The 18,279-nt window shown below is 61.6% G+C and carries 14 protein-coding genes and 2 pseudogenes; 11 read left to right on the forward strand and 5 right to left on the reverse strand.

Annotation, left to right across the window (positions count from 1 at the left end; translation table 11 throughout):
• Positions 1-14: 14 nt before the first annotated feature.
• Positions 15-665, reverse strand: a complete 651-nt coding sequence (locus tag DS837_RS00120) for a dioxygenase family protein (protein ID WP_149162915.1) — start codon at positions 663-665, stop codon at positions 15-17.
• Positions 666-937: 272 nt separating this feature from the next.
• Here DS837_RS00120 and DS837_RS00125 point away from each other — a divergent pair, with 272 nt between their 5' ends.
• From DS837_RS00125 to DS837_RS00145, 5 genes are all read left to right on the forward strand, one after another.
• Positions 938-1,582, forward strand: a complete 645-nt coding sequence (locus DS837_RS00125) for a hypothetical protein (RefSeq protein WP_149162916.1) — start codon at positions 938-940, stop codon at positions 1,580-1,582.
• Positions 1,583-1,674: 92 nt separating this feature from the next.
• Positions 1,675-2,358: a thiaminase II gene (gene tenA / locus DS837_RS00130; protein ID WP_149162917.1), complete on the forward strand. Its 684-nt coding sequence runs from the start codon at positions 1,675-1,677 to the stop codon at positions 2,356-2,358.
• 53 nt (positions 2,359-2,411) lie between these two features.
• Entirely contained in the window at positions 2,412-2,780 is a 369-nt protein-coding gene (locus DS837_RS00135) for a DUF4186 domain-containing protein (RefSeq protein ID WP_247889695.1), read from the forward strand.
• A gap of 131 nt (positions 2,781-2,911) precedes the next feature.
• A complete protein-coding gene (locus tag DS837_RS00140; protein ID WP_149162918.1) occupies positions 2,912-3,529 on the forward strand; it encodes a recombinase family protein in 618 nt (205 codons plus the stop codon).
• A gap of 92 nt (positions 3,530-3,621) precedes the next feature.
• Positions 3,622-4,074, forward strand: a complete 453-nt coding sequence (locus tag DS837_RS00145; protein ID WP_149162919.1) for a DUF1810 domain-containing protein — start codon at positions 3,622-3,624, stop codon at positions 4,072-4,074.
• Between the two features lie 111 nt (positions 4,075-4,185).
• On the opposite strand, the gene DS837_RS00150 is transcribed toward DS837_RS00145, so the two are convergent.
• Positions 4,186-5,028, reverse strand: coding sequence for an SAM hydrolase/SAM-dependent halogenase family protein (locus tag DS837_RS00150; RefSeq protein WP_211102019.1), 843 nt, complete (start codon positions 5,026-5,028; stop codon positions 4,186-4,188).
• Positions 5,029-5,299: 271 nt separating this feature from the next.
• Here DS837_RS00150 and DS837_RS00155 point away from each other — a divergent pair, with 271 nt between their 5' ends.
• From DS837_RS00155 to DS837_RS00175, 5 genes and pseudogenes are all read left to right on the forward strand, one after another.
• Positions 5,300-8,206 (forward strand): TrlF family AAA-like ATPase, encoded by a 2,907-nt coding sequence (locus DS837_RS00155; RefSeq protein ID WP_345772109.1) that lies wholly within the window; start codon positions 5,300-5,302, stop codon positions 8,204-8,206.
• Positions 8,207-8,366: 160 nt separating this feature from the next.
• A pseudogene (locus DS837_RS32995) lies at positions 8,367-8,678 on the forward strand (transposase); the annotation flags it as partial.
• Complete coding sequence (locus DS837_RS32470) at positions 8,654-9,175, forward strand: IS5 family transposase (protein ID WP_282187551.1); 522 nt, start codon at positions 8,654-8,656, stop codon at positions 9,173-9,175. The pseudogene DS837_RS32995 and the gene DS837_RS32470, both read left to right, overlap by 25 nt.
• A 38-nt stretch (positions 9,176-9,213) precedes the next feature.
• The gene (locus tag DS837_RS00170; RefSeq protein ID WP_170295692.1) at positions 9,214-10,482 is read left to right on the forward strand and encodes an IS256 family transposase; all 1,269 of its coding nucleotides are present in this window, start codon (positions 9,214-9,216) and stop codon (positions 10,480-10,482) included.
• A 324-nt stretch (positions 10,483-10,806) separates the two neighbouring features.
• A complete protein-coding gene (locus DS837_RS00175) occupies positions 10,807-11,793 on the forward strand; it encodes a DUF6602 domain-containing protein (protein ID WP_149162925.1) in 987 nt (328 codons plus the stop codon).
• Positions 11,794-12,172: 379 nt separating this feature from the next.
• On the opposite strand, the pseudogene DS837_RS00180 reads toward DS837_RS00175, so the two are convergent.
• From DS837_RS00180 to DS837_RS00195, 3 genes and pseudogenes are all read right to left on the reverse strand, one after another.
• Positions 12,173-13,404, reverse strand: a pseudogene (locus DS837_RS00180) (IS3 family transposase); the annotation flags it as partial.
• A 1,014-nt stretch (positions 13,405-14,418) separates the two neighbouring features.
• Positions 14,419-15,975, reverse strand: coding sequence for an AAA family ATPase (locus tag DS837_RS00190; RefSeq protein WP_149162928.1), 1,557 nt, complete (start codon positions 15,973-15,975; stop codon positions 14,419-14,421).
• A gap of 622 nt (positions 15,976-16,597) precedes the next feature.
• The gene (locus DS837_RS00195) at positions 16,598-17,497 is read right to left on the reverse strand and encodes a LysR family transcriptional regulator (RefSeq protein ID WP_170295693.1); all 900 of its coding nucleotides are present in this window, start codon (positions 17,495-17,497) and stop codon (positions 16,598-16,600) included.
• 116 nt (positions 17,498-17,613) lie between these two features.
• Between DS837_RS00195 and DS837_RS00200 the strand changes: the two genes are divergently transcribed.
• Positions 17,614-18,276: an SDR family NAD(P)-dependent oxidoreductase gene (locus tag DS837_RS00200; protein WP_149162930.1), complete on the forward strand. Its 663-nt coding sequence runs from the start codon at positions 17,614-17,616 to the stop codon at positions 18,274-18,276.
• Positions 18,277-18,279 lie beyond the last annotated feature (3 nt).

Genomic DNA, 18,279 nt, shown 5'->3' on the forward strand with positions numbered 1-18,279 from the left:
CCTCCGACGATGGGTCAAAGGTCGAGGACGATGTCAAAGGTGCCCTGGACGGCGCCCGCCTCGAGGCCGTCCGCCGTGATCAACGGAATGATCACACTGCGGCGCGCCTGCGGGTCGCGGATGGCGTTCAGCAGACCGTCGCGGGCGTTCAGCGGTTCTCCCGCGACGTACATCTGCGTCACGAACCGCCCGGTGCCGGGCACGATCACCGCGTAATGGATGTGCGGCGTGCGGCCGGGATAGGGCACTGGCTTGATCGTCCGGAACCGGTAGACTCCGTCCGAGGCCACCGCCACCCGCCCATAGCCCTGGAAGTTTCCATCGAACTGATCGTGATTGGGTGCCCGTGGATGCCGGTAGATCCCCTGGGCGTCGCACTGCCAGATTTCGACCACCGCGCCTAAGACCGGCCGCCCGGCGCGGTCGAGGACCCGCCCTCCGATGTGGGCGACGGTGCCCATTGCCTGGGCGGCGGCCCTATGAACCCGGACGAGGTCGTGGTCGACGTCCGCGGGCAGACTGGTCGGGTAGAACGGGCCTTCGGTCTGGCCGGGCGTCGGGGCGAGGGTCGTGGCGCGGGCCGGTCTGGAGAGCAGGACTGTGGTGCTCAGCGTGGCCATGCCCGCCATCAGGGTGCGGCGGCTGACGCTGCGGTGTTCCGGCATGGCCGCCTCATCTCCTGCGATTCTGATGCCTGCGAACGGCAGGCGACCCTATCAAGATATATTGGGGGCGGACGGGCCGCAGGTCAGGGGGCCTTGAGGTGGAATCCCACCAGTAGCGGGGCAGTAGCGGGCAAGCGACAGAACGCATTGAGAACATTCGGGCGGTGCCGTATCGTCGCATTCCAGGCAGCGCTGTCTCCCTTGCAGCGACCGGAGGTGGGGCGGTCCGCTGGAGGGCGGAAACTGCGGGTGCATGCGGAGTGGAGAGAAGTATGGCGATGAAGGTGTTCGTGTGGTCGCGGGCCGAAATCGAGGACGGGGCCGCGGAAGGCGCCGATGCCGTGATCTCGGTGCGGATGCATGCCGATCGCGGATCGTTCGAAACCCTCGACACGGCGGTGGCGCAGGCTGTCCTGGGCGATGTGGACGCCATGCTGGTCCTGCGCTCCGACGACATCGGCGTGCCGCGGTTGGGGGCGCAGCGCGGGCCGACGGACGAGCAGATCGCCACCGTGATCGATTTCGCGCGGGCGATCCGCGCCGGCCAGCCCGACGCCACGCTGGCCATCCACTGTGAACACGGGCGAAGCCTGTCCCCGGCATTGGCCTTGGCAGTTCTCGCCGACGAGCTCGGCGCCGGCCGCGAAGCCGAGGCGGCGCAGCGGCTGCTCCGGCTAGACCGCGATGGGACCATGGCGCCCAATCCCCTGGCGGTGCGGCAGGCCGACGATCGGCTCTGGCGTTACGGCGCCTTGGACGCGGCGTTGGCCGCCGCGGCGCCGCGCTTTGCGGCTGTCCGGGACACTTGGAGCCGGGTGGCCAGTCCGGCTGGCGTCCGGGCCGCGCCCCGCCTTCAGAGCAATCGAAAGCGGCGGATCCGTGCGCTCGATCAAGACGAGCAGGAGATCCGGGAGTAGCGCGTTTCGTTGCCCCTGCTGACGTGGCGCTCCACAATGCGCCACTGGCGGCATTGCCAAGTCCACACATCAGAACCCGGAGGACACGATCGATGACGGTGAGCAGCGCCGTGGACCTGTTCGACCGTTTGGCCACGGAGGCCGCCGACGATTGGGCGGCTTACGTCGACCACACGTTCGTCCAGCAGATGGGACGGGGGACGCTGCCGGTGGCCTCCTTTCGCCACTACCTGGTGCAGGACTACCTGTTCCTCATCCACTTTGCCCGCGCCTATGCCCTGGCCGTCTACAAGGGCCAGTCGCTCGACGACATGCACGCCGCCTTCGGCGGGCTAAAGGCCATTCTCGACGTGGAGATGGACCTGCACGTTCGGCTCTGTGCCGGCTGGGGCCTGTCCGCCGCGGAGCTGGAACGGGCGCCGGAGGCCAAGGCGACGCTGGCCTACACGCGATATGTGCTCGAGACGGGGCTGCGCGGTGACCTGCTCGATCTGCAAGTTGCCCTTGCTCCCTGCGTCGTGGGCTACGCCGAGATCGGCACGCGCCTCGCCGCCAGCCCATCGGGTTTAGCGGCCGGCAATCCTTATCGTTCCTGGATCGCCGAGTACTCGGGCGACGCCTACCAGGAGGTGGCGGCCGGCGCGCGTGCCACGTTGGACCGCTTGGCCGCACGCGGAATGACCGAGCAGCGGTTCCCGCAGCTGCTGACGACCTTCCGGCAGGCCTGCCGCCTGGAAGCGGATTTCTGGCAGATGGGGTTGACGCGTGCGGACTGAGTTCCCGACCAGCGGGTTGTGAACGGATGGCATGGCAGTCCCACGGAGCGGCGATGGGCACGATCAGGGATCTGGATCAGGTGTTCTCGGGGCTGGCCCATTCGTCCTTCCGGCAACGCTTCCACCTGGGAGCCCGCGAGCAGGCCTACCTGCGGGACAAGGGGTTTCCGACGGTGCTGGCTCACGCACGGGACTTCATCGGCAAGCGGCTTGCGCCAGCGGAACCTGTCAACGGCGGCAAACAGACGCCGTTCCGCGGACATCCAGTGTTCATCGCGCAGCACGCCACCGCAACATGCTGCCGGATCTGCTTGGAGAAGTGGCACGGCATTCGCCGCGGACAGGCCCTGAACAAGGAGGAACGCTCCCATGTGGTCGCAGCGATTGAGCGTTGGCTGCGGGAGAACGCCGCGCAAACGTGAGATCGGCACCGGTGGTCCGACGGTGCTGCCGCCACGGCAAAAAGGCCGCCTTTCGCCACACTGGCGACTCGGAACCCGAACCCCTGGAGGCGTGTTGCAGAAGTCGTGGCAAAACCATGTGGTGAAAGGGCATGGGAAAGGCCGCCGCCCCACGTACCAGTCTACGCCTGATCGGGTATGCCCGAGTGTCCACCGACGATCAGCGGTTGGACCTGCAGATCGACGCGCTGACCAGGGCGGGGGTGGAACCCGAGGACATCTGGACCGATACTGCGTCCGGCCTGACGGTCGCACGCCCCGGCTTAACCGGCGTGCTGAAGGCGGTGCAGCCCGGCAACGTGCTGATGGTATGGAAGTTCGATCGCCTGGCGCGTTCGACCTTGGAGCTGCTGAAGATCGCAGACCAGCTCAAGCGGAAGGGCATCGGCCTGCGCAGCTTGACGCAGGGCATCGACACCAGCGGCCCGGCTGGGGCTTTAGTCTTTGCGGTGCTCGCCGCCGTTGCGGAGATAGAAGCCACGATGATCTCCGAGCGTACCATTGCCGGGATGGAGGCGGCGAGAGCCCGAGGCATTCACCTTGGGCGGCCCCGAAAGCTGACCGACAAGCAGTGCGCAATGATCGAGACCTTGCTCAGAAACCGCCATGGTGGTCAGACGGCGCGGCAGATTGCCGAACAGTTCGGGGTGGAGCGTACGACCATGTACCGTGCTTTGCGAGAACACCGCACTCGTATGGGCAGGGCGTGAAAGGTGGGCGTCAGCCGCGATCGCTCCGTTTATTAGTAAAAGAACGATGTACAGCGAACTCGCGAGCAAGAGCCTCGATCAGGAGCTGTGGAATGAAGATGGATGACCCCTTCGATCTCCAGCGGTTCGTGAACGCACAGGAGCCGGTCTTCGCGACTGTGCTTGAGGAATTGCAATGCGGGCGCAAGCAGAGCCATTGGATGTGGTTTATTTTCCCGCAACTGCGCGGCCTTGGCCGCTCGGCCACAGCCGAGTTCTATAGCATCGACTCCCTCAACGAGGCGCGCGCCTATCTGGCACATCCGACGCTCGGCCCACGACTGGAAAAAGCGACGCGCGCCGTGCTTGCGGTCCAGGGGCGAACGCTTCATGAGATCTTCGGTTCTCCGGACGATATGAAGTTCCACTCCTCAATGACCCTATTTGCCTTTGCCGCAGGAGAGGCCGCGACCCTCTACCAGGAGGCGCTCACGCGCTACAGCAATGGCCGAATGGACGAGGCGACGCTGGCGCTGCTGCGGGGAGCGGCCGGACCCATGCCTTAAAAAGGGGGTTCAAATAAAGTCTCCAGAAGACTGTCTGGATGATCGTAAGCCCCTCGAACTCAGGATAACCGAGGCAGAGGGGCTTGACGCAGCAAGAACTCACGTCGCCCTTTAGACGACGACCTCCACTCGGTCGCCGATGCCTGGACGCCGGAATGCCTCCCAAGCGTTTCCACCGCGCAGAAAGATCTCCATCCAGCGTGTTTCTGCTCTCTCGTGACCTGCCCACCCGCTGCTACCCGATGCGAAGGCCATCCGCCCATGCGGGACAGCGAAGGTCCCGTTCCCCATGGTCGCTTCGTGCTCGTATCCGCCAATGCGAAGGCGCACGGCCGCCGTGGCATTCGGCTGGTCCGCAGCGCGGAGGGTCGTCTTCAGGTTCCCATACCCGTCGATGTAAGCGATGACCCCTGCGGGCACATCTGGAACGTCGTGAGGACCAAGGGTGTCGCCCAAAGCGTCCGGGCGGCCGAGCGCGATTGCGGCGGCGGCGTGGGGGAAGAGATCGCGCGAGCGGAACTGCGAGCCCGCCGCGGGAACGGCCGCCCAGCGCAGTTCGTCGGCCGCGTCACGCACGAAGCTGAAGGTGTGGCCGGCATTGACCCCGATGACGCGCACGCCCGTGGGCAGGCGGGCGAAGGCGAGGCGCTCGCCAGCATTCGCCTCACGAGCCTCTTCCGCGTCCTCGCGCGGTGCGACGTTGTGGTAGATGATTGTTCCAGCGGGCGCGTCGTTCAGTCCGAGCTGGGCGATACAGAAGCCGGCGGCGAGGGTTGCAAACGGGGGCACCGGGGTTAGGATTGGCTCGGCATCCGGCAGGTGGAGCTTGATACGCTGCGCCACTTCCGCGAAGGCCAGATCGCCTGCCGGGCCATAATCGGCAATGATGTGCACGAGCATAGAGAGATCCCTTCGCTTCGTTTTCTGGTTCCACTCCGTCAACAGCTTTCCCATCGCCCGAAGCACTCTCAGGGCCGACGTCTTGCGGAGGTCTGGATTGGCGACTACTCATTGCCAAAAGCGATCGCCACCGATGTGGCAAAAGGGGGGTATCCATTCTTGAGCGCTGGAACCGCGAGATTGGTTCGCTCATGAGTAGATCGGCACCATCCACTACACGCGCCGAGTGAGCTTGCCGGCTTGAAAGCGCTATAAGGTTAGTGCAAGGTCGCGCTCGGCGCGCTTGCGCCAATCTGGCCCTATGCGCATCGTGGTGGGAGGAGTGATGTACTCGCGTGGTTCGGAGTGGCGACGGTGGGACCTCCATGTCCACGCGCCAGGCACGTTGCTCAACGACAACTATGGCGATTGCTGGGAGGATTACGTCGCGGCCATTGAGGCGAGTAGCGTCGCGGTTATCGGTGTTACGGACTATTTGACAACTCGCTCATACGCGCGCCTGAAAGAGTACAAAGACGCTGGCCGCTTGTCGAACGTCGCTCTGTTGATTCCAAACCTGGAGTTCCGGATTTCACCGCGCACGGCGCGGGGCAGCGCCGTAAATATCCATCTTCTTGTTTCTCCGGAGGCGCCCGATCACATCGCACATATAGAGGACGCGCTGAGCTATCTTGTCTTTGAGGGCGTTGGCGGGAAATATCGCTGCACGCTCCACGACTTGGCCAAGTTGGGGCGCGCCCACGAGGCTGGCGTGCTTCTTGACGAAGCTGCGCGCAAAGCCGGAGCCAACCTGTTCAAGATCGAATTTGACACATTCAAGCGGTGGTTTGACGATCAGCCCTGGTTGCGCGAAAATTCCATCATTTGTGTGGCGGCGGGACACGACGGCTTGGCTGGCCTTCGCAAGGACGATGGTTGGAAAGCCGTCCATGCCAAGCTGGCGCGCTTTGCGCAGATCGTGTTCACGGCCACACCATCGGAATGCAAGTTCTGGCTCGGCGGCTCAGGAAAGAAGGCGCACGATGAGGCACTTGAGTTCTATGGCGGCCCGAAACCATGCATTCATGGTTCAGATGCCCATGAGTTGACTAAGCTGTTCGAGCCAGACGAGCAACGGTACTGCTGGATTAAGGCAGACCCAACCTTTGAGGGGATGCGGCAGATCCTGTTTGAGCCGGCCGATCGCGTTCATATCGGTCCGAGCTCCCCCGCAATCACGATCTCTCGGCCAAACGTCATCTCGGCAGTCCAAATCAAAAGTTCAAATGGTTGGTTCACTGATGAGCCGGTGCAGCTCAATCCAGGCTTGGTCGCCATCGTTGGCAAGAAAGGCTCGGGCAAGTCCGCACTCGCCGAAATGACGGCGGTTGCCGCTGGGCAGGTACCGCAGAAGAATGACGTGCGAAGCTTTCTGAAGCGGGCCAAGGGGCATCTGAATGGGACGACGGTTGAGTTACAATGGGGCGATGGTACAACTGGCAAGCACACGATCCATACAGCAGTCGGACTGAGCGAGCCCCGAGTACGGTATTTGTCTCAGAGCTTCGTCGAGGAGCTGTGTGGCGGCGAGGAGGGTGCATCGCGTCTAGAGGAAGAGATCGAAGCCATTGTCTTCGCCCACCTCGACCCGACGGAGCGGCTGAACGCGTCCAGCTTTGCTGAACTCCGTCGAATCCGGGTCGAGAGAGTTGAGCGCCGACGTACGGACATTCAGGCCCAAATCGAGCAAAGCAACCGCGTGACGCAGGCTATCCATGAGCGGAGGCTCTCGCTCGGTGAGAAGAGGGCACAAAGGCAGGCTCTCGAAGAGGAACAGAAATCCCTCAACGAGACGACGACCAGTGGCGCCACGGTTGCCGAAACAAAGTTCGCTGAGGATCTCGCGCGACTGCAGGCAGCGCTCGGGCAGGCGCAAGACAAGGCGTCGACCATCAAGCGCAACCTCGTGCAATTGGACGATGTTGAGGCGCGAGTGGAGGCCTTCCGGCGCGATGGAATCCGTTTCTTTACGGAAGTGTCGGCCAAGCTCCGCAGCCTCGGCCTTTCCGAAGAGGCGGCAGCCGCTTTCAAGCCGACTTTTGTGGGCGATCCGGACATCGCGATCGCCGCGTGCAAGACCGCGATGCAAGTCGAGCTCGCCGCCGTAGAAGGTCAGAGCGATTCGCCGGTGCCTGGGACGATCAATGCCCTTACGCAGCAGCTTGAGGTGTTGTCGCGGAAACAGTCGGACGACCAAGCGCGCCGGGAACTCATCCAGGCCGCGCAAACGCGCCTTTCCGAAATCCGTGCCCAGGTCCAGCGCCTGGATGCGGAGATCGCCCTGATTGAGAGGGATGATGTTGCCGCACTGGAGGCAGCACGCACGGAACGACTTGAGGCGTATCTGGAAATATTCGACACATTAGCTGAAGAAGCCCGGATCCTTGACGGCCTATACCAGCCCGTACGCGACCGTTTGCAACAGGGGCGGGGCAACGAGCGCCTTCTTGAGTTTGAAATTCGGCGCCGGGTTGACGTCGAAGCTTGGCTGGAACGTGGCGAAGCCGTAATCGATCTTCGGCGCTCCCTCGACTTTGGCAATCTCAAACGGTTTGATGATCTCGCTGAGTTCGCTCGAGAGACGCTTGCGCCCGCATGGGAATCCGGTGACCGGGAGCAAATCCGAGCGGCGTTTGGCTGCTTGGCCGACCAGATCCGCACCCGCCTTCCGAGTGAAGCTAACTTTCTGCGCAAGAACCGCACATTCGCCGATTTCATGGCATGGCTATACGAGGTACAGCACATCACACTGAATTATGGACTGGTCTACCAGAAGACCCCACTTGAGAAGCTGTCTCCAGGAACAAAGGGGATCGTGCTTCTGATCCTGTATCTCGCCATGGTTCAACATGAGCGCCGCCCATTGATCGTTGATCAGCCCGAAGAAAACCTCGATAACGAGTCGATTTTTTCGGATCTCGCGGCCTATTTTCGGACCGCGAAACGGAATCGGCAGATAATTCTTATAACGCACAATCCTAATCTTGTTGTGAATACCGACGCCGAACAAGTCATCGTTGCTGTATGCAGCCGCGGTGAAAACGGGCATCCATCAATGCGCTATGTCAGCGGATCTCTGGAGAATGCCGCTCCCACGGGACCGGACATTCGTGGCCACGTCTGTCGAATCCTGGAGGGAGGCGAGACGGCGTTCCGGAAGCGGGATGAGCGATATCGGTTGAGCCGCACATGATTCGGCTGGCCGGAGCAGCGGTCGAATGTTCGAGTCCAAGCGTGTGCGCCGCGCGGTGCAATGGGAGGGACAGCGACTAAAGACTGCCTTAGGTAGTGTCTGACGGAGCGGCGTGTTGGAGCTGTTGGAAGCGGTAGCCCCCTCAGCCGGAACGACCGCGATGCGCCGCCATGAACTTTCGGATGCCCAGTGGGCGCTGGTTTCAGAACTGATGCCTCCGACCGGGCGCCCTGGCGGGCGGTGGCGCAGCCACCGTGAGGTCGTTAACGGGCTGTTCTGGAAGCTGGACACTGGCGCACCCTGGCGCGACATTCTAGCGCACTATGGACCATGGCAGACCATCTACGACCGCTTCGTGCGGTGGCGGCGCAATGGCTTGTTTGACCGGCTGCTGGAGCGTCTACACCTGCTCCTGGATGGGCAGGGACAGATCGATTGGGATGTCTGGTGCGTGGACGGCACCAACATCCGTGCCACCCAGGCCGCCACCGGCGGCCGAAAAGGGGGGATGCCCATGAGCCGGACGATCATGCCCTCGGCCGCTCGCGCGGCGGCTTTGGCTCCAAGATCCATCTGGTGACCGACGGCACCGGGCTGGCCCTGGCCGTTCTGCTGACCGGCGGGCAGGCGGCCGAGGTGCCCTGCCTGCAGGCGTTGCTCGCCGCTGTGCGCTCCGACCGTTCGCCGGCCTATCTGATCGGCGACCGGGCCTACAGCAGCCGCGCGGCGCGCACGTGGTTGCGGATGCAGCACATCCGACCGGTCATTCCATTCCGCGCCGATCAGAAGCGCTCCTGGCATTGCCGTACGCTGCGTTTCAACCGGCAGCTCTATCGGCGACGCAATGTCGTCGAGCGCTGCGTCGGATGGCTCAAGCACTGCCGAAATCTCGCCAGCCGCTCCGACAAGGAGCTATGCGGGAAAGTGGGTGATGACGGTCTGAAGAAGGCGGCGTATCGAGGCGGGTGACGAAGCCTGCCAGAACCTCCACGAGGGAGCGATACGCCATGGACGAGATTAGCAAGGTTGTCCGCTTACGTCAGCCGGAGGAGATCGACGACCCGCTGACGACCATTCTGCGCGCCGGCGCGCGTCGGCTGCTGGAGCAGGCCATCGCGGCGGAAGTAGACGCCTTTCTGGCGTCGATGAGAGACCTGAAGCTGCCGGACGGCCGCGACCGGGTGGTCCGGCACGGCCACGGCCCCGAGCGGGCGATCCAGACCGGGATCGGGCCGGTTCCGGTGCGCCGGGTCAAGGTCCGTGATCGTGGCGCCGAGGAAACCGGCGCACGCATCCGCTTCACCTCGGCGCTGCTGCCGCGCTGGGCTCGCCGGACCAAGAGCCTGGACGCATTGTTGCCCATCCTATACTTGCGCGGCGTCTCCACCGGCGACTTCCAGGAGGTGCTCGGGGCCTTGCTCGGCCGGGAGGCGCCGAACCTGTCGCCCTCGGTGATCGGCCGGCTGAAGGAGGACTGGGCGGTCGACTACGTGCGTTGGCAAAAGTGCGACCTGTCGGCGCGCCGCTATGTGTATGTCTGGGCCGATGGCGTTTACCTGCAGGCCCGCATGGAGCCGACTGCGGACTGCATGCTGGTGATCATCGGCGCCACGCCGGAAGGCCGCAAGGAACTGGTCGGCTTCCAAGTTGGCGTACGCGAGAGCGCCCAGAGCTGGCGCGAACTGCTGGTCGATCTCCAGGCCCGCGGCCTCACCACCGCCCCCGAACTCGCCGTCGCCGACGGCGCGCTGGGCTTCTGGAAGGCGCTGGAGGAGGTATTCCCGACCACCCGGCACCAGCGGTGCTGGCAGCACAAGACGGTCAACGTCCTCAACAAGGTGGCCAAGTCCGTCCAGCCAGCGATGAAGCAGGACCTGCGCGAAATCTGGATGGCCCCGGACCGGGAGACGGCGCAAACCGCCCTGACGACCTTCGAAAAGAAGTACGCCGCCAAACACGCCAAGGCCGTCGAATGCCTGACCAAGGACCGTGAGGCGCTGCTCGCCTTCTACGCCTTCCCCGCCGAGCACTGGGACCATGTCCGGACCACGAATCCCATTGAAAGCGTGTTTGCCACCGTCCGCCACCGGACTGTCCGCACCAAGGGGGCGCTCTCGCAGGAGACCGCCAAGCTGATGGTCTTCAAGCTGATCACCGCCGCCGCGAAGACTTGGCGTCGCCTGCAGGGGGAAAACCAGTTGCCCAAGGTCATCCAGGGCGTCACATTCCGTGATGGCATCGAGGTCACGGAAACCGCGTCACAGAGCGCCGCCTGACCAGACCATCACCCACTTTCCCGCATAGCTCCCGACAGTTCGCCCTCAACTTCATGACCTGGATCAAGCTCGCCATGATCCGCCAGTCGCTGCGCAGACTCTGTCCGTCAGACACTACCTAAGGAGGCGTTTCGTTGGTCAGCACCAGTTTCTCGGAGCTGATGTCGCGCTGAATAGTGAATTCCTCTGTATGAGGCTGGGTGGACCATTGTTTCTTTCAAAGAATCTTATGGACTCGATCTTCCCACTCAATGGGAACGGAAAGAATTTGGTAATTTACCTCGTGCATCATAAAACTCCACCCTAATATTTTGGAGATAAATAATGTCTAGGAACGACCTATTTGACTATATGAAATCGGCAGCTCAGAAGATCCAAGCTGAGTACGACCGAATCCAAAAGCGCGCCTTAGAGGACCCGGGAACTGCCGGTGATAATGGGGAAGAAAACTGGGCTAACCTGCTTCGCGAGTGGCTTCCGGCCCACTATCATGTTGTCACGAAGGGCAGAATTATGAATACCGATGGAGAGTGCGGACCTCAAGTGGATGTGCTCGTTCTCTCGCCTTCATATCCCCAGGTTCTCTTGGATAAAAAGGAATACCTGGAAGGTGGGGTAGTGGCGGCCTTCGAGTGCAAGCTGACGCTTACCGCCGCCCACGTTCGAAACGCTGTAAGGACTGCTGCACACATTCGCAGTCTCTCGCGGCCCGAGCGAAAAGGAACACCATATAAGGAACTTCACACGCGACTGCGCTACGGCCTTCTCGCTCACTCTCACTCGTGGCAGGGAGCAGCTTCAACTCCCATCCAAAACATCGAAAAGAATTTAAGAGAAACAGAGAGCAAAATAGTTCAGAACCCGAAAGAACTACTTGATTTCGTCTGCGTTTCCGACCTTGGCGCGTGGCATACAAGAAAAATGATTTTTGTGGGCCAGCAATTATTATCGCAAATAAAAGTTAGATATGAGAAGGAAGATATATGGAATGTAATTCAGAGAGCCGGAGGAGTTATTGAGGCTGCGCATGTATGCTCGGCAGCTGAATATCAATCCACTGACGAGGCAAAAGCAACCTTTACACCAGTTGGGTCTTTCTTGGCTGCGCTCCTTGAGTCATTGAGTTGGGAAGATGAAAGCATGAGAGCATTAGCTGAGTACTTCATCATCGCGCAACTCGGGGGGGCGGGCCAAGGTTTGCCAGTTATGTGGCCTCTTTCTGTTTTGTCTGATGAATTGGCAGCTAAGTTGGTGCGAGGTGGCAGCTTAGTAAGTGGAGAGCGATGGAGCGAGTGGAGTATGATATTTTGATTTTGAAGAGCAAAATAGATGTACCCGTTATTAATAAGAAACCTGTCACCGTTTTGGTGTGCTTGAGTTTGGATTTTGTCGTGTCGACTGCTTAGGATCGATCAAAACCGGATCGTCCGCTGAGGGGAATTTCTGCGCTGACCATTCTAATTCCAAAGCTCGCAAGTATTCTTCCGGCCTAAGGCAGGCGCCCCGCCTCCCCCGGGCGTCTGCCTTAGGCCCTTTGTCGCCCCCCAGAGTGGTCCGAAGCCCCGGGCGGGTTTCTGGACGAGATCGCCAATGACCGTTTCTGGCGCTTATCGGATGTACATGTTTGCAGCCGAAGAAGGCTAAACGGGGTGAACTGCGGCCCGGAAATGAGACACCCGTCTGGGCTTGTTCAGGCGGCCAAGGGTAGCTCGGCGGTGGACGGCCGATCAACCCGGAGGTGGTCAGCGCGCACCTGGGCCGGGGTGCGGTGTCCATGCCGGGCGACGAGCCAGGTTTTATTGTAGTGGTGAACGAACTCGACCAGAGCGCGGCGCAGGTCCTCGACGGTGTCGAAGGTGTTGATCCAGAGGAAGTTCTCCTTGAGCGTCCGGATGAAGCGCTCGGCCACGCCGTTGCCCTCTGGCTCGCGTACAAAGGAGGGTGAACTGGTGATGCCCAGGCACTTGATCTCGGCCTGGAAGTCGCCAGACATGTAGTTCGAGCCGTGATCGTGGCGCAGCGTCAGCCCGGCGGCCACGCCCGGGCCGACGGCGCCGAAATGGCGCAGCACGCCTTGGCGGACCGGCTCCAGGGCTTCGAAGCGGTTGCCGCTCTTCGAGGCGTGGATGCCCACCACCTCAGAGTTGGCGTGATCGACCGCGATGAAGACGCGCGCCACGCCCTCGCACACCGTGATCGTCTCGGTCATGTCGGTGCCCCACATCACGTTCACCGCCTCGGTGACGATGGTGCCGTCGTGCACCCGCGTGCGGGGCCGCCCGACCCGATGCGGCGCCAGCAGCCCGTGAGCCCCCATCAGCCGCCGCACCCGGCGGGCCGAGGTGCGAATGCCCGCATGCCGCAGACGCGCCCAGATCTTGCGGTAGCCCTCACCGTGAAAGCGCGAGGCGAGGATCTGCCGGCGGATATGCTCGACCAACTCAGCATCTGAGCACGGGCCAAGCGGGCCTCGGCGCCAGGGTATCGAGGCCGGACGGTCTGCCCGGTGGCGGTAGATGGTGGCGCGCGACACCCGCCAGGTTCGGGCGACGCGGGCCAGACCGTAGGGACGGCCGGTGGAGGGCGAGATGATCCGGCTCATCGTCTCGACCTCCGGCGGGCCAAAGGGCGTTTGCCCTCCAGCGCGGCAATTTTCTCCTCCAGCAACTCGTTGGCCATAGTGATCTCGCCGAGCTTGGCCTTCAGGCGCGCGATCTCCTCATCGCGCTCGTCGCGCTCGCGTTCCTTCATGGCGGACGCGGCCGCCGCCAAGGCGCGCTCACGCCACTCCGACAGGCGCGCCACCGTGACGTTCAACTCGCGGGCAACCACCTCCAGCGGCTCACCACGCAGCAGGCGCGTGACGGCTGCCACCTTGCGGGCCGCGGAGAAACGTTGGGGTGTGCTAGCGTCCGCGCCCGAGGGGGCGCCTGCGCCAGCGTGGTGGGCGCGCTCCGGCGCCCCCTCGGGCTGACGTTCCTGTTCCTTGTCCATGGCAAAGACCTCCGGTTGCGGTTCAATCTACCGCAGCCGGATGTCTCATCGAACCGTGCCGCGCCCCAGAAGGCTAAACGGGGTGGCTACGCGCTCACCCCTCTGGTGCAAAACCTCCGTCGCAGAACCAGTCGCTGTCTGCCCACGCACGGTAAGTCGCTGTCCGCCATCCGTTGCGGCGTCCCGCAGCGCAGCTTGCTGCACGCATTCTCAGCTCGGCGCGGACAGTACGCATACCACCAGTAGCATGCATTTCAACTAACTGGTGCCGAACATTGACCAACTCCTCTGCTGCCTCAGACGCGTATAATCCTGCGAGTCCGAGAGTGCGAAAGTGATTCTGCACCCTAGCCACAAGAACGTTGTCCCAGATGTCAGGCGCTACGACTCGGAAGCGGACCGCGGCCGGACATGTCTCGATGACCTTGGCCACGAGCCACTGCTGGCCATTTATGTCATCGTAGTAGGGATGGAGAGCGACGTCCGCCGCGCTCTGCGGAATAGCGTCTAACTTAGCTTTGTTGCAGTCTGTACAGGACGGCACGAGGTTCAGGGGCGCTACAGCGAGTGCAGGATAATGCGCTTTCGGGAGATGGTGGTCGAGCGTCGCTACCGGTCGCTGGGCACACAGCGGACAACGCCCTTGCGGCGAGGATCCAATGATATCGTCATACACGTCACGGCCAGGAGCGCCTTTCTTCGCCATCCGCCGCGTGTAGACCTTCTCCATCTCCTCCGTGGTGACGTCACCTCCCACGATCGCTTCTCGCGCTATTTCGTGCAATGCGTGACGCTGGGCGGCCGCGTCGAACGCAACTGACGCATCCGCCACCGCCTGCGCTACTCCTTCCAAACGTGCCCTAAGGTCTGGGTTGCGCACCCGACCAATACAAGTCCTGAAGGTTGCGAGAGCCGTATGTCCCGGCCGATTGAGCGTCCACATCAGCGATCGTTATCGTCTTCGGGTTCGCGTGCTGCAATCAGAGCCCGGATAATAGCCCTAGCCTCCCCACCCAATTCGCCGCCAAACCGCTGGACCACGGCATCGAAGTCCGCCTCTCGAGCCACGGCGTCGCGCAACAGTTTGTGAAAGCCGGAATGAGTGACTTCGAGCCCGAAGATCTCCCGGGTCAGTATCCCGACATTTTCCCCAAACGTTTCGATCTCAGGCCGTTCCGCTACAGCGCGTGCACCTGATCGCCTGATTTTCCACACACAGCTTTTTGGAACCTCTTGGAGCACCACAGGAGAATGTGTGGCGATCACTGCCACCCCATTACGATTGATCAGAAGGTCGGACAAGGCGCGGACGAACGCAGACAGAAGCGGTGGATGTAGGTGCGCTTCCGGCTCATCGAGCAGAACGAGCGTCTTTTCTTCGACTGTCTCGACGAGCCGCGTAATTGTCAGAAGAACGATTTTGTGCCCGGAGCTCAACTTGGCAAAAAGTTTGCGCGATTGGACCTTGAGCTCTTCATCATCAACGTCGTCGGAAGCCAAATCTGCGACTTCCGCCTCGCGGAAAATCGGATCAGCCTCCAACATTTCCAGTGCACGGCGCCAACGGCTTGCTCGCGCTCCCTGTCGACAAACCGAAACACTGCTCCCGAACTCGGTTGAAAGCCGTTCGGGCGATTTCGGAGGCAGGGGCTTCCCGTCCTTGCCGGATCCCACGCGTTTCAAGCCGATATAAGCGTACTGGACCCCTTCCGACTTGTCCTGACGACTGGGTAGCGGCTCGAACGGGTCGAACGCACTGAATGTCACCGACACTAGGTTAGTAAACATTCGGTTATCCAACAGCTCCTCAACCTCAGTCGAAAACGCGCCGACTTCAACCGCATCGACATTCTTTTCGACAATAGCGCGCGTCATATTATTGAGGAGCGTTGTCTTTCCGACGCCATTGCGGCCTATCAGCACATGTATGTTAGTCGGAGGATAGGACTCTGGTTCGACGACGAAGGCCAGTGCCATCGGGTTAATGTGTCCGCGAGACTGCTTCGGCGCTGTATAGCTGAACTCGTAACGCGATAGACGAACCCCACCGCAAGCCATCCGGTGAAACTGGCCGCGCACAGTTGCGTGGGATACTGACCGCAGAAGCGAAGTACCGGTAACCTTCTCTTTGAGCGCACGCTCGAAAAGCTCCAGGTCCAACGCGACGTCCCGGATCCCGCACAATACCTTATCCCGCACATTGGGACCAAGCTCGTTTAGGTGATCGTAGTAGCTGTCGTCCTGACCAAGTGAGAAGAAACGCTCGTCAAGTTGGTCGAATCGCTTTGGAATGTCGGGCCGGCGTTGCTCATCCGCCATCCTGAACTGGCCGATTTTCACGCCGCCAATTATGTGTCGCTCGCCTTCAGCATCGAATACCAATAATGTGTAAAGTGTCGAATATTTGAACCAGTCGTCCCAATTGTCAGTCAGAAGATAGGCTTTCGACTTTGCCTGGGTAGGCGTCCGAGTTCCGTGAGCTAGGACGGTAAAATACATCCCCGGCTTCCCTTAAGATAAACGTGTCCGGTATTCGAGCGCACAGCACTAGATTTCCCGTGCATTGCTGATACGACCCGCAACGATTGCGATGGTCGATGTTGGTTTGGCCATCAGATGCTGAGCCATCTCAATTTGTGCAGGGGGAACGGCGAACACCCAACGCACGGTCGTTGAAGATCCACGCATCCAAGCCTTTCAAGGCATTGAGGCGTAAGCCGAGACGCTGATCATCCTTCGATATACACGATAATCGAATCATCGCTCTACGCATCTGCGCCAACCAAAAGGCTCTGCAATTGTTCACCACAACATCCTGCCATGTTTAGATTAAAAATCAACGCGTTTTTGCGATAATGCGAATGCTGAGTTGGTGTGGGGTGTACCATTACGTTCTGTCAGTCCGGAAAATCCCCGATAGCTCAATGAAAAGTAAATGCTCTGGTCCACAACTTGAATGGCTGCTCATGGCGCTAAGCGGTCGTAAGCGACGGTCCGCATCGGGTCAAAAGCCGCTGGCGTTGGTGTGGTGAAAGGGGACGCCGGACTCACAGATCTGCTCGTCGCCAAAGAGCCATCGGGACAGCAAGGTCCGAAAATGCTTCCGAGATCTTAATAGTCCTCAGCAGCAACTGACAGCCGTCGAGGCGATGAGTTTTCGGAACCAGACCAGGGGTGCATAATTGGTCGTCGATGTGTGCCAGAACATCCGGGCCGTGAACGCCGGCATCGTAAAGGGTAGCGCCTCCACGCAAAGACCCTGTTCCTTTCCAGCGGCCTCGGCCACTCGGCGACCGATGACGAGAACGTGATCGCTGTTGGCGAGGAGACGGGGCGCCAGCAGAAAATGGGCCACGGTCACCGCGACACGTCGCTTCAGCCCCAATTGAGCAAGGCATTCGTCGGCTATACCGGTGCCGTCGCCGGCTTGTGAAACAAGCAGCCCTGGGTGCTCGACAAACCTTTCGGGAGTGGACGGGCCGCTGTGATACGGATGGCCGGGGCGCGTCACCATCACGAATTCTTCATCGAAGAGCGGAAGACTCAAAACGTCGGGAGCCTCCTGTTCGGTCACGGCCAGCGACAGGTCCACCTTGCCCTCCCGCAGAAGCGTGATGGCTGATCGCCGGTCGGCGGCGACGACGCGCAGATCAATTCCCGGAGCCAGCCTTACGAGGTCGGAAATCAGCTGCGGCATCAGGACGACGGCCAGATAGTCACTGGCCGCGATCCGCACCACCATGTCCGACGTCACAGGGTCGAAATCCGACGGGGTCTTAAAGGTCGCCGTGAGCGCGGCTATCGCGCGCGCCACATGCGGGCGCAGTTCTTCGGCGCGCGGGGTCAGGCGGTACCCTCGACCGTCCCGGACCAGCAAGGGATCATTGAAGATTTCGCGCAACCGGGCGAGGGCGCTGCTGGTCGCCGGCTGGCTGCGCCCGATTTTGACCGCCGCGCGCGACACGTTGCGTTCGTCGAGCAGCGCGCCGAGCGCGACGACGAGGTTCAAATCCACGGTCATTATATTCATCATACGAATACAAGCTATATTATTTATCGTTTTGACGGATACTATGGTTTGTCCCCAGTGTCCATGGGTGTCCGGCGGCGACGCCGACCTTTTCGGAGGAACCATCCATGACGACCAAACACTCCGCCATCATCATTGGCGTTGGCCCCGGCCTTGGCCTCGCGCTCGCGAGGAAATTCGGGCATGAACTGGGCGAGGTCGCGCTGATCGCGCGCTCCCCTGCGCATCTCGCCCCGCTGCTCCAGGAACTGAAAAAAGCGGGGATCACGGCGCACGGCTTCGCCGCTGATGCTGCCGACCTCAACGGCCTGCGGGCGACGATTCGTCAGGCCACCTCGGCCATGTCACCGCTGAAGGCGCTGATCTACAACGCCGCGGCTATTAAGCCGTGTCGCGCCGTGTCGCTGGAACCCGAAGGCTTCGCGGCGGAACTGGTGGTGGACGTCGTCGCGCCGCTGGCGGCGGCCCAAGCCGCCGCGCCGGTGCTGGAGGCGAATGGGGGCGGCAGCGTGCTTTTCACCGGCGGTGGCTTCGCGATCTACCCCTACGCCGACATGGCCGCGCTCAGCGCCGGCAAGGCAGCTCTGCGCAACCTCACGGCGACGCTGGCCGAGGATCTGGAGCCCAAGGGCATCCGCACGGCCGTCGTAACGATTTGCGGCTACTTGGCTGAAGAAGGCCGCTTCGCCCCCGCAACGGTCGCGGACGCCTATTGGAACCTCCACGTCAGCCCGGCGGAAGACCGCAAGCCCGAACTGACCTACGCCTGATTG

Origin of the sequence: Azospirillum brasilense (assembly GCF_008365405.1) — a bacterium.
GTDB lineage: Bacteria > Pseudomonadota > Alphaproteobacteria > Azospirillales > Azospirillaceae > Azospirillum > Azospirillum brasilense_D.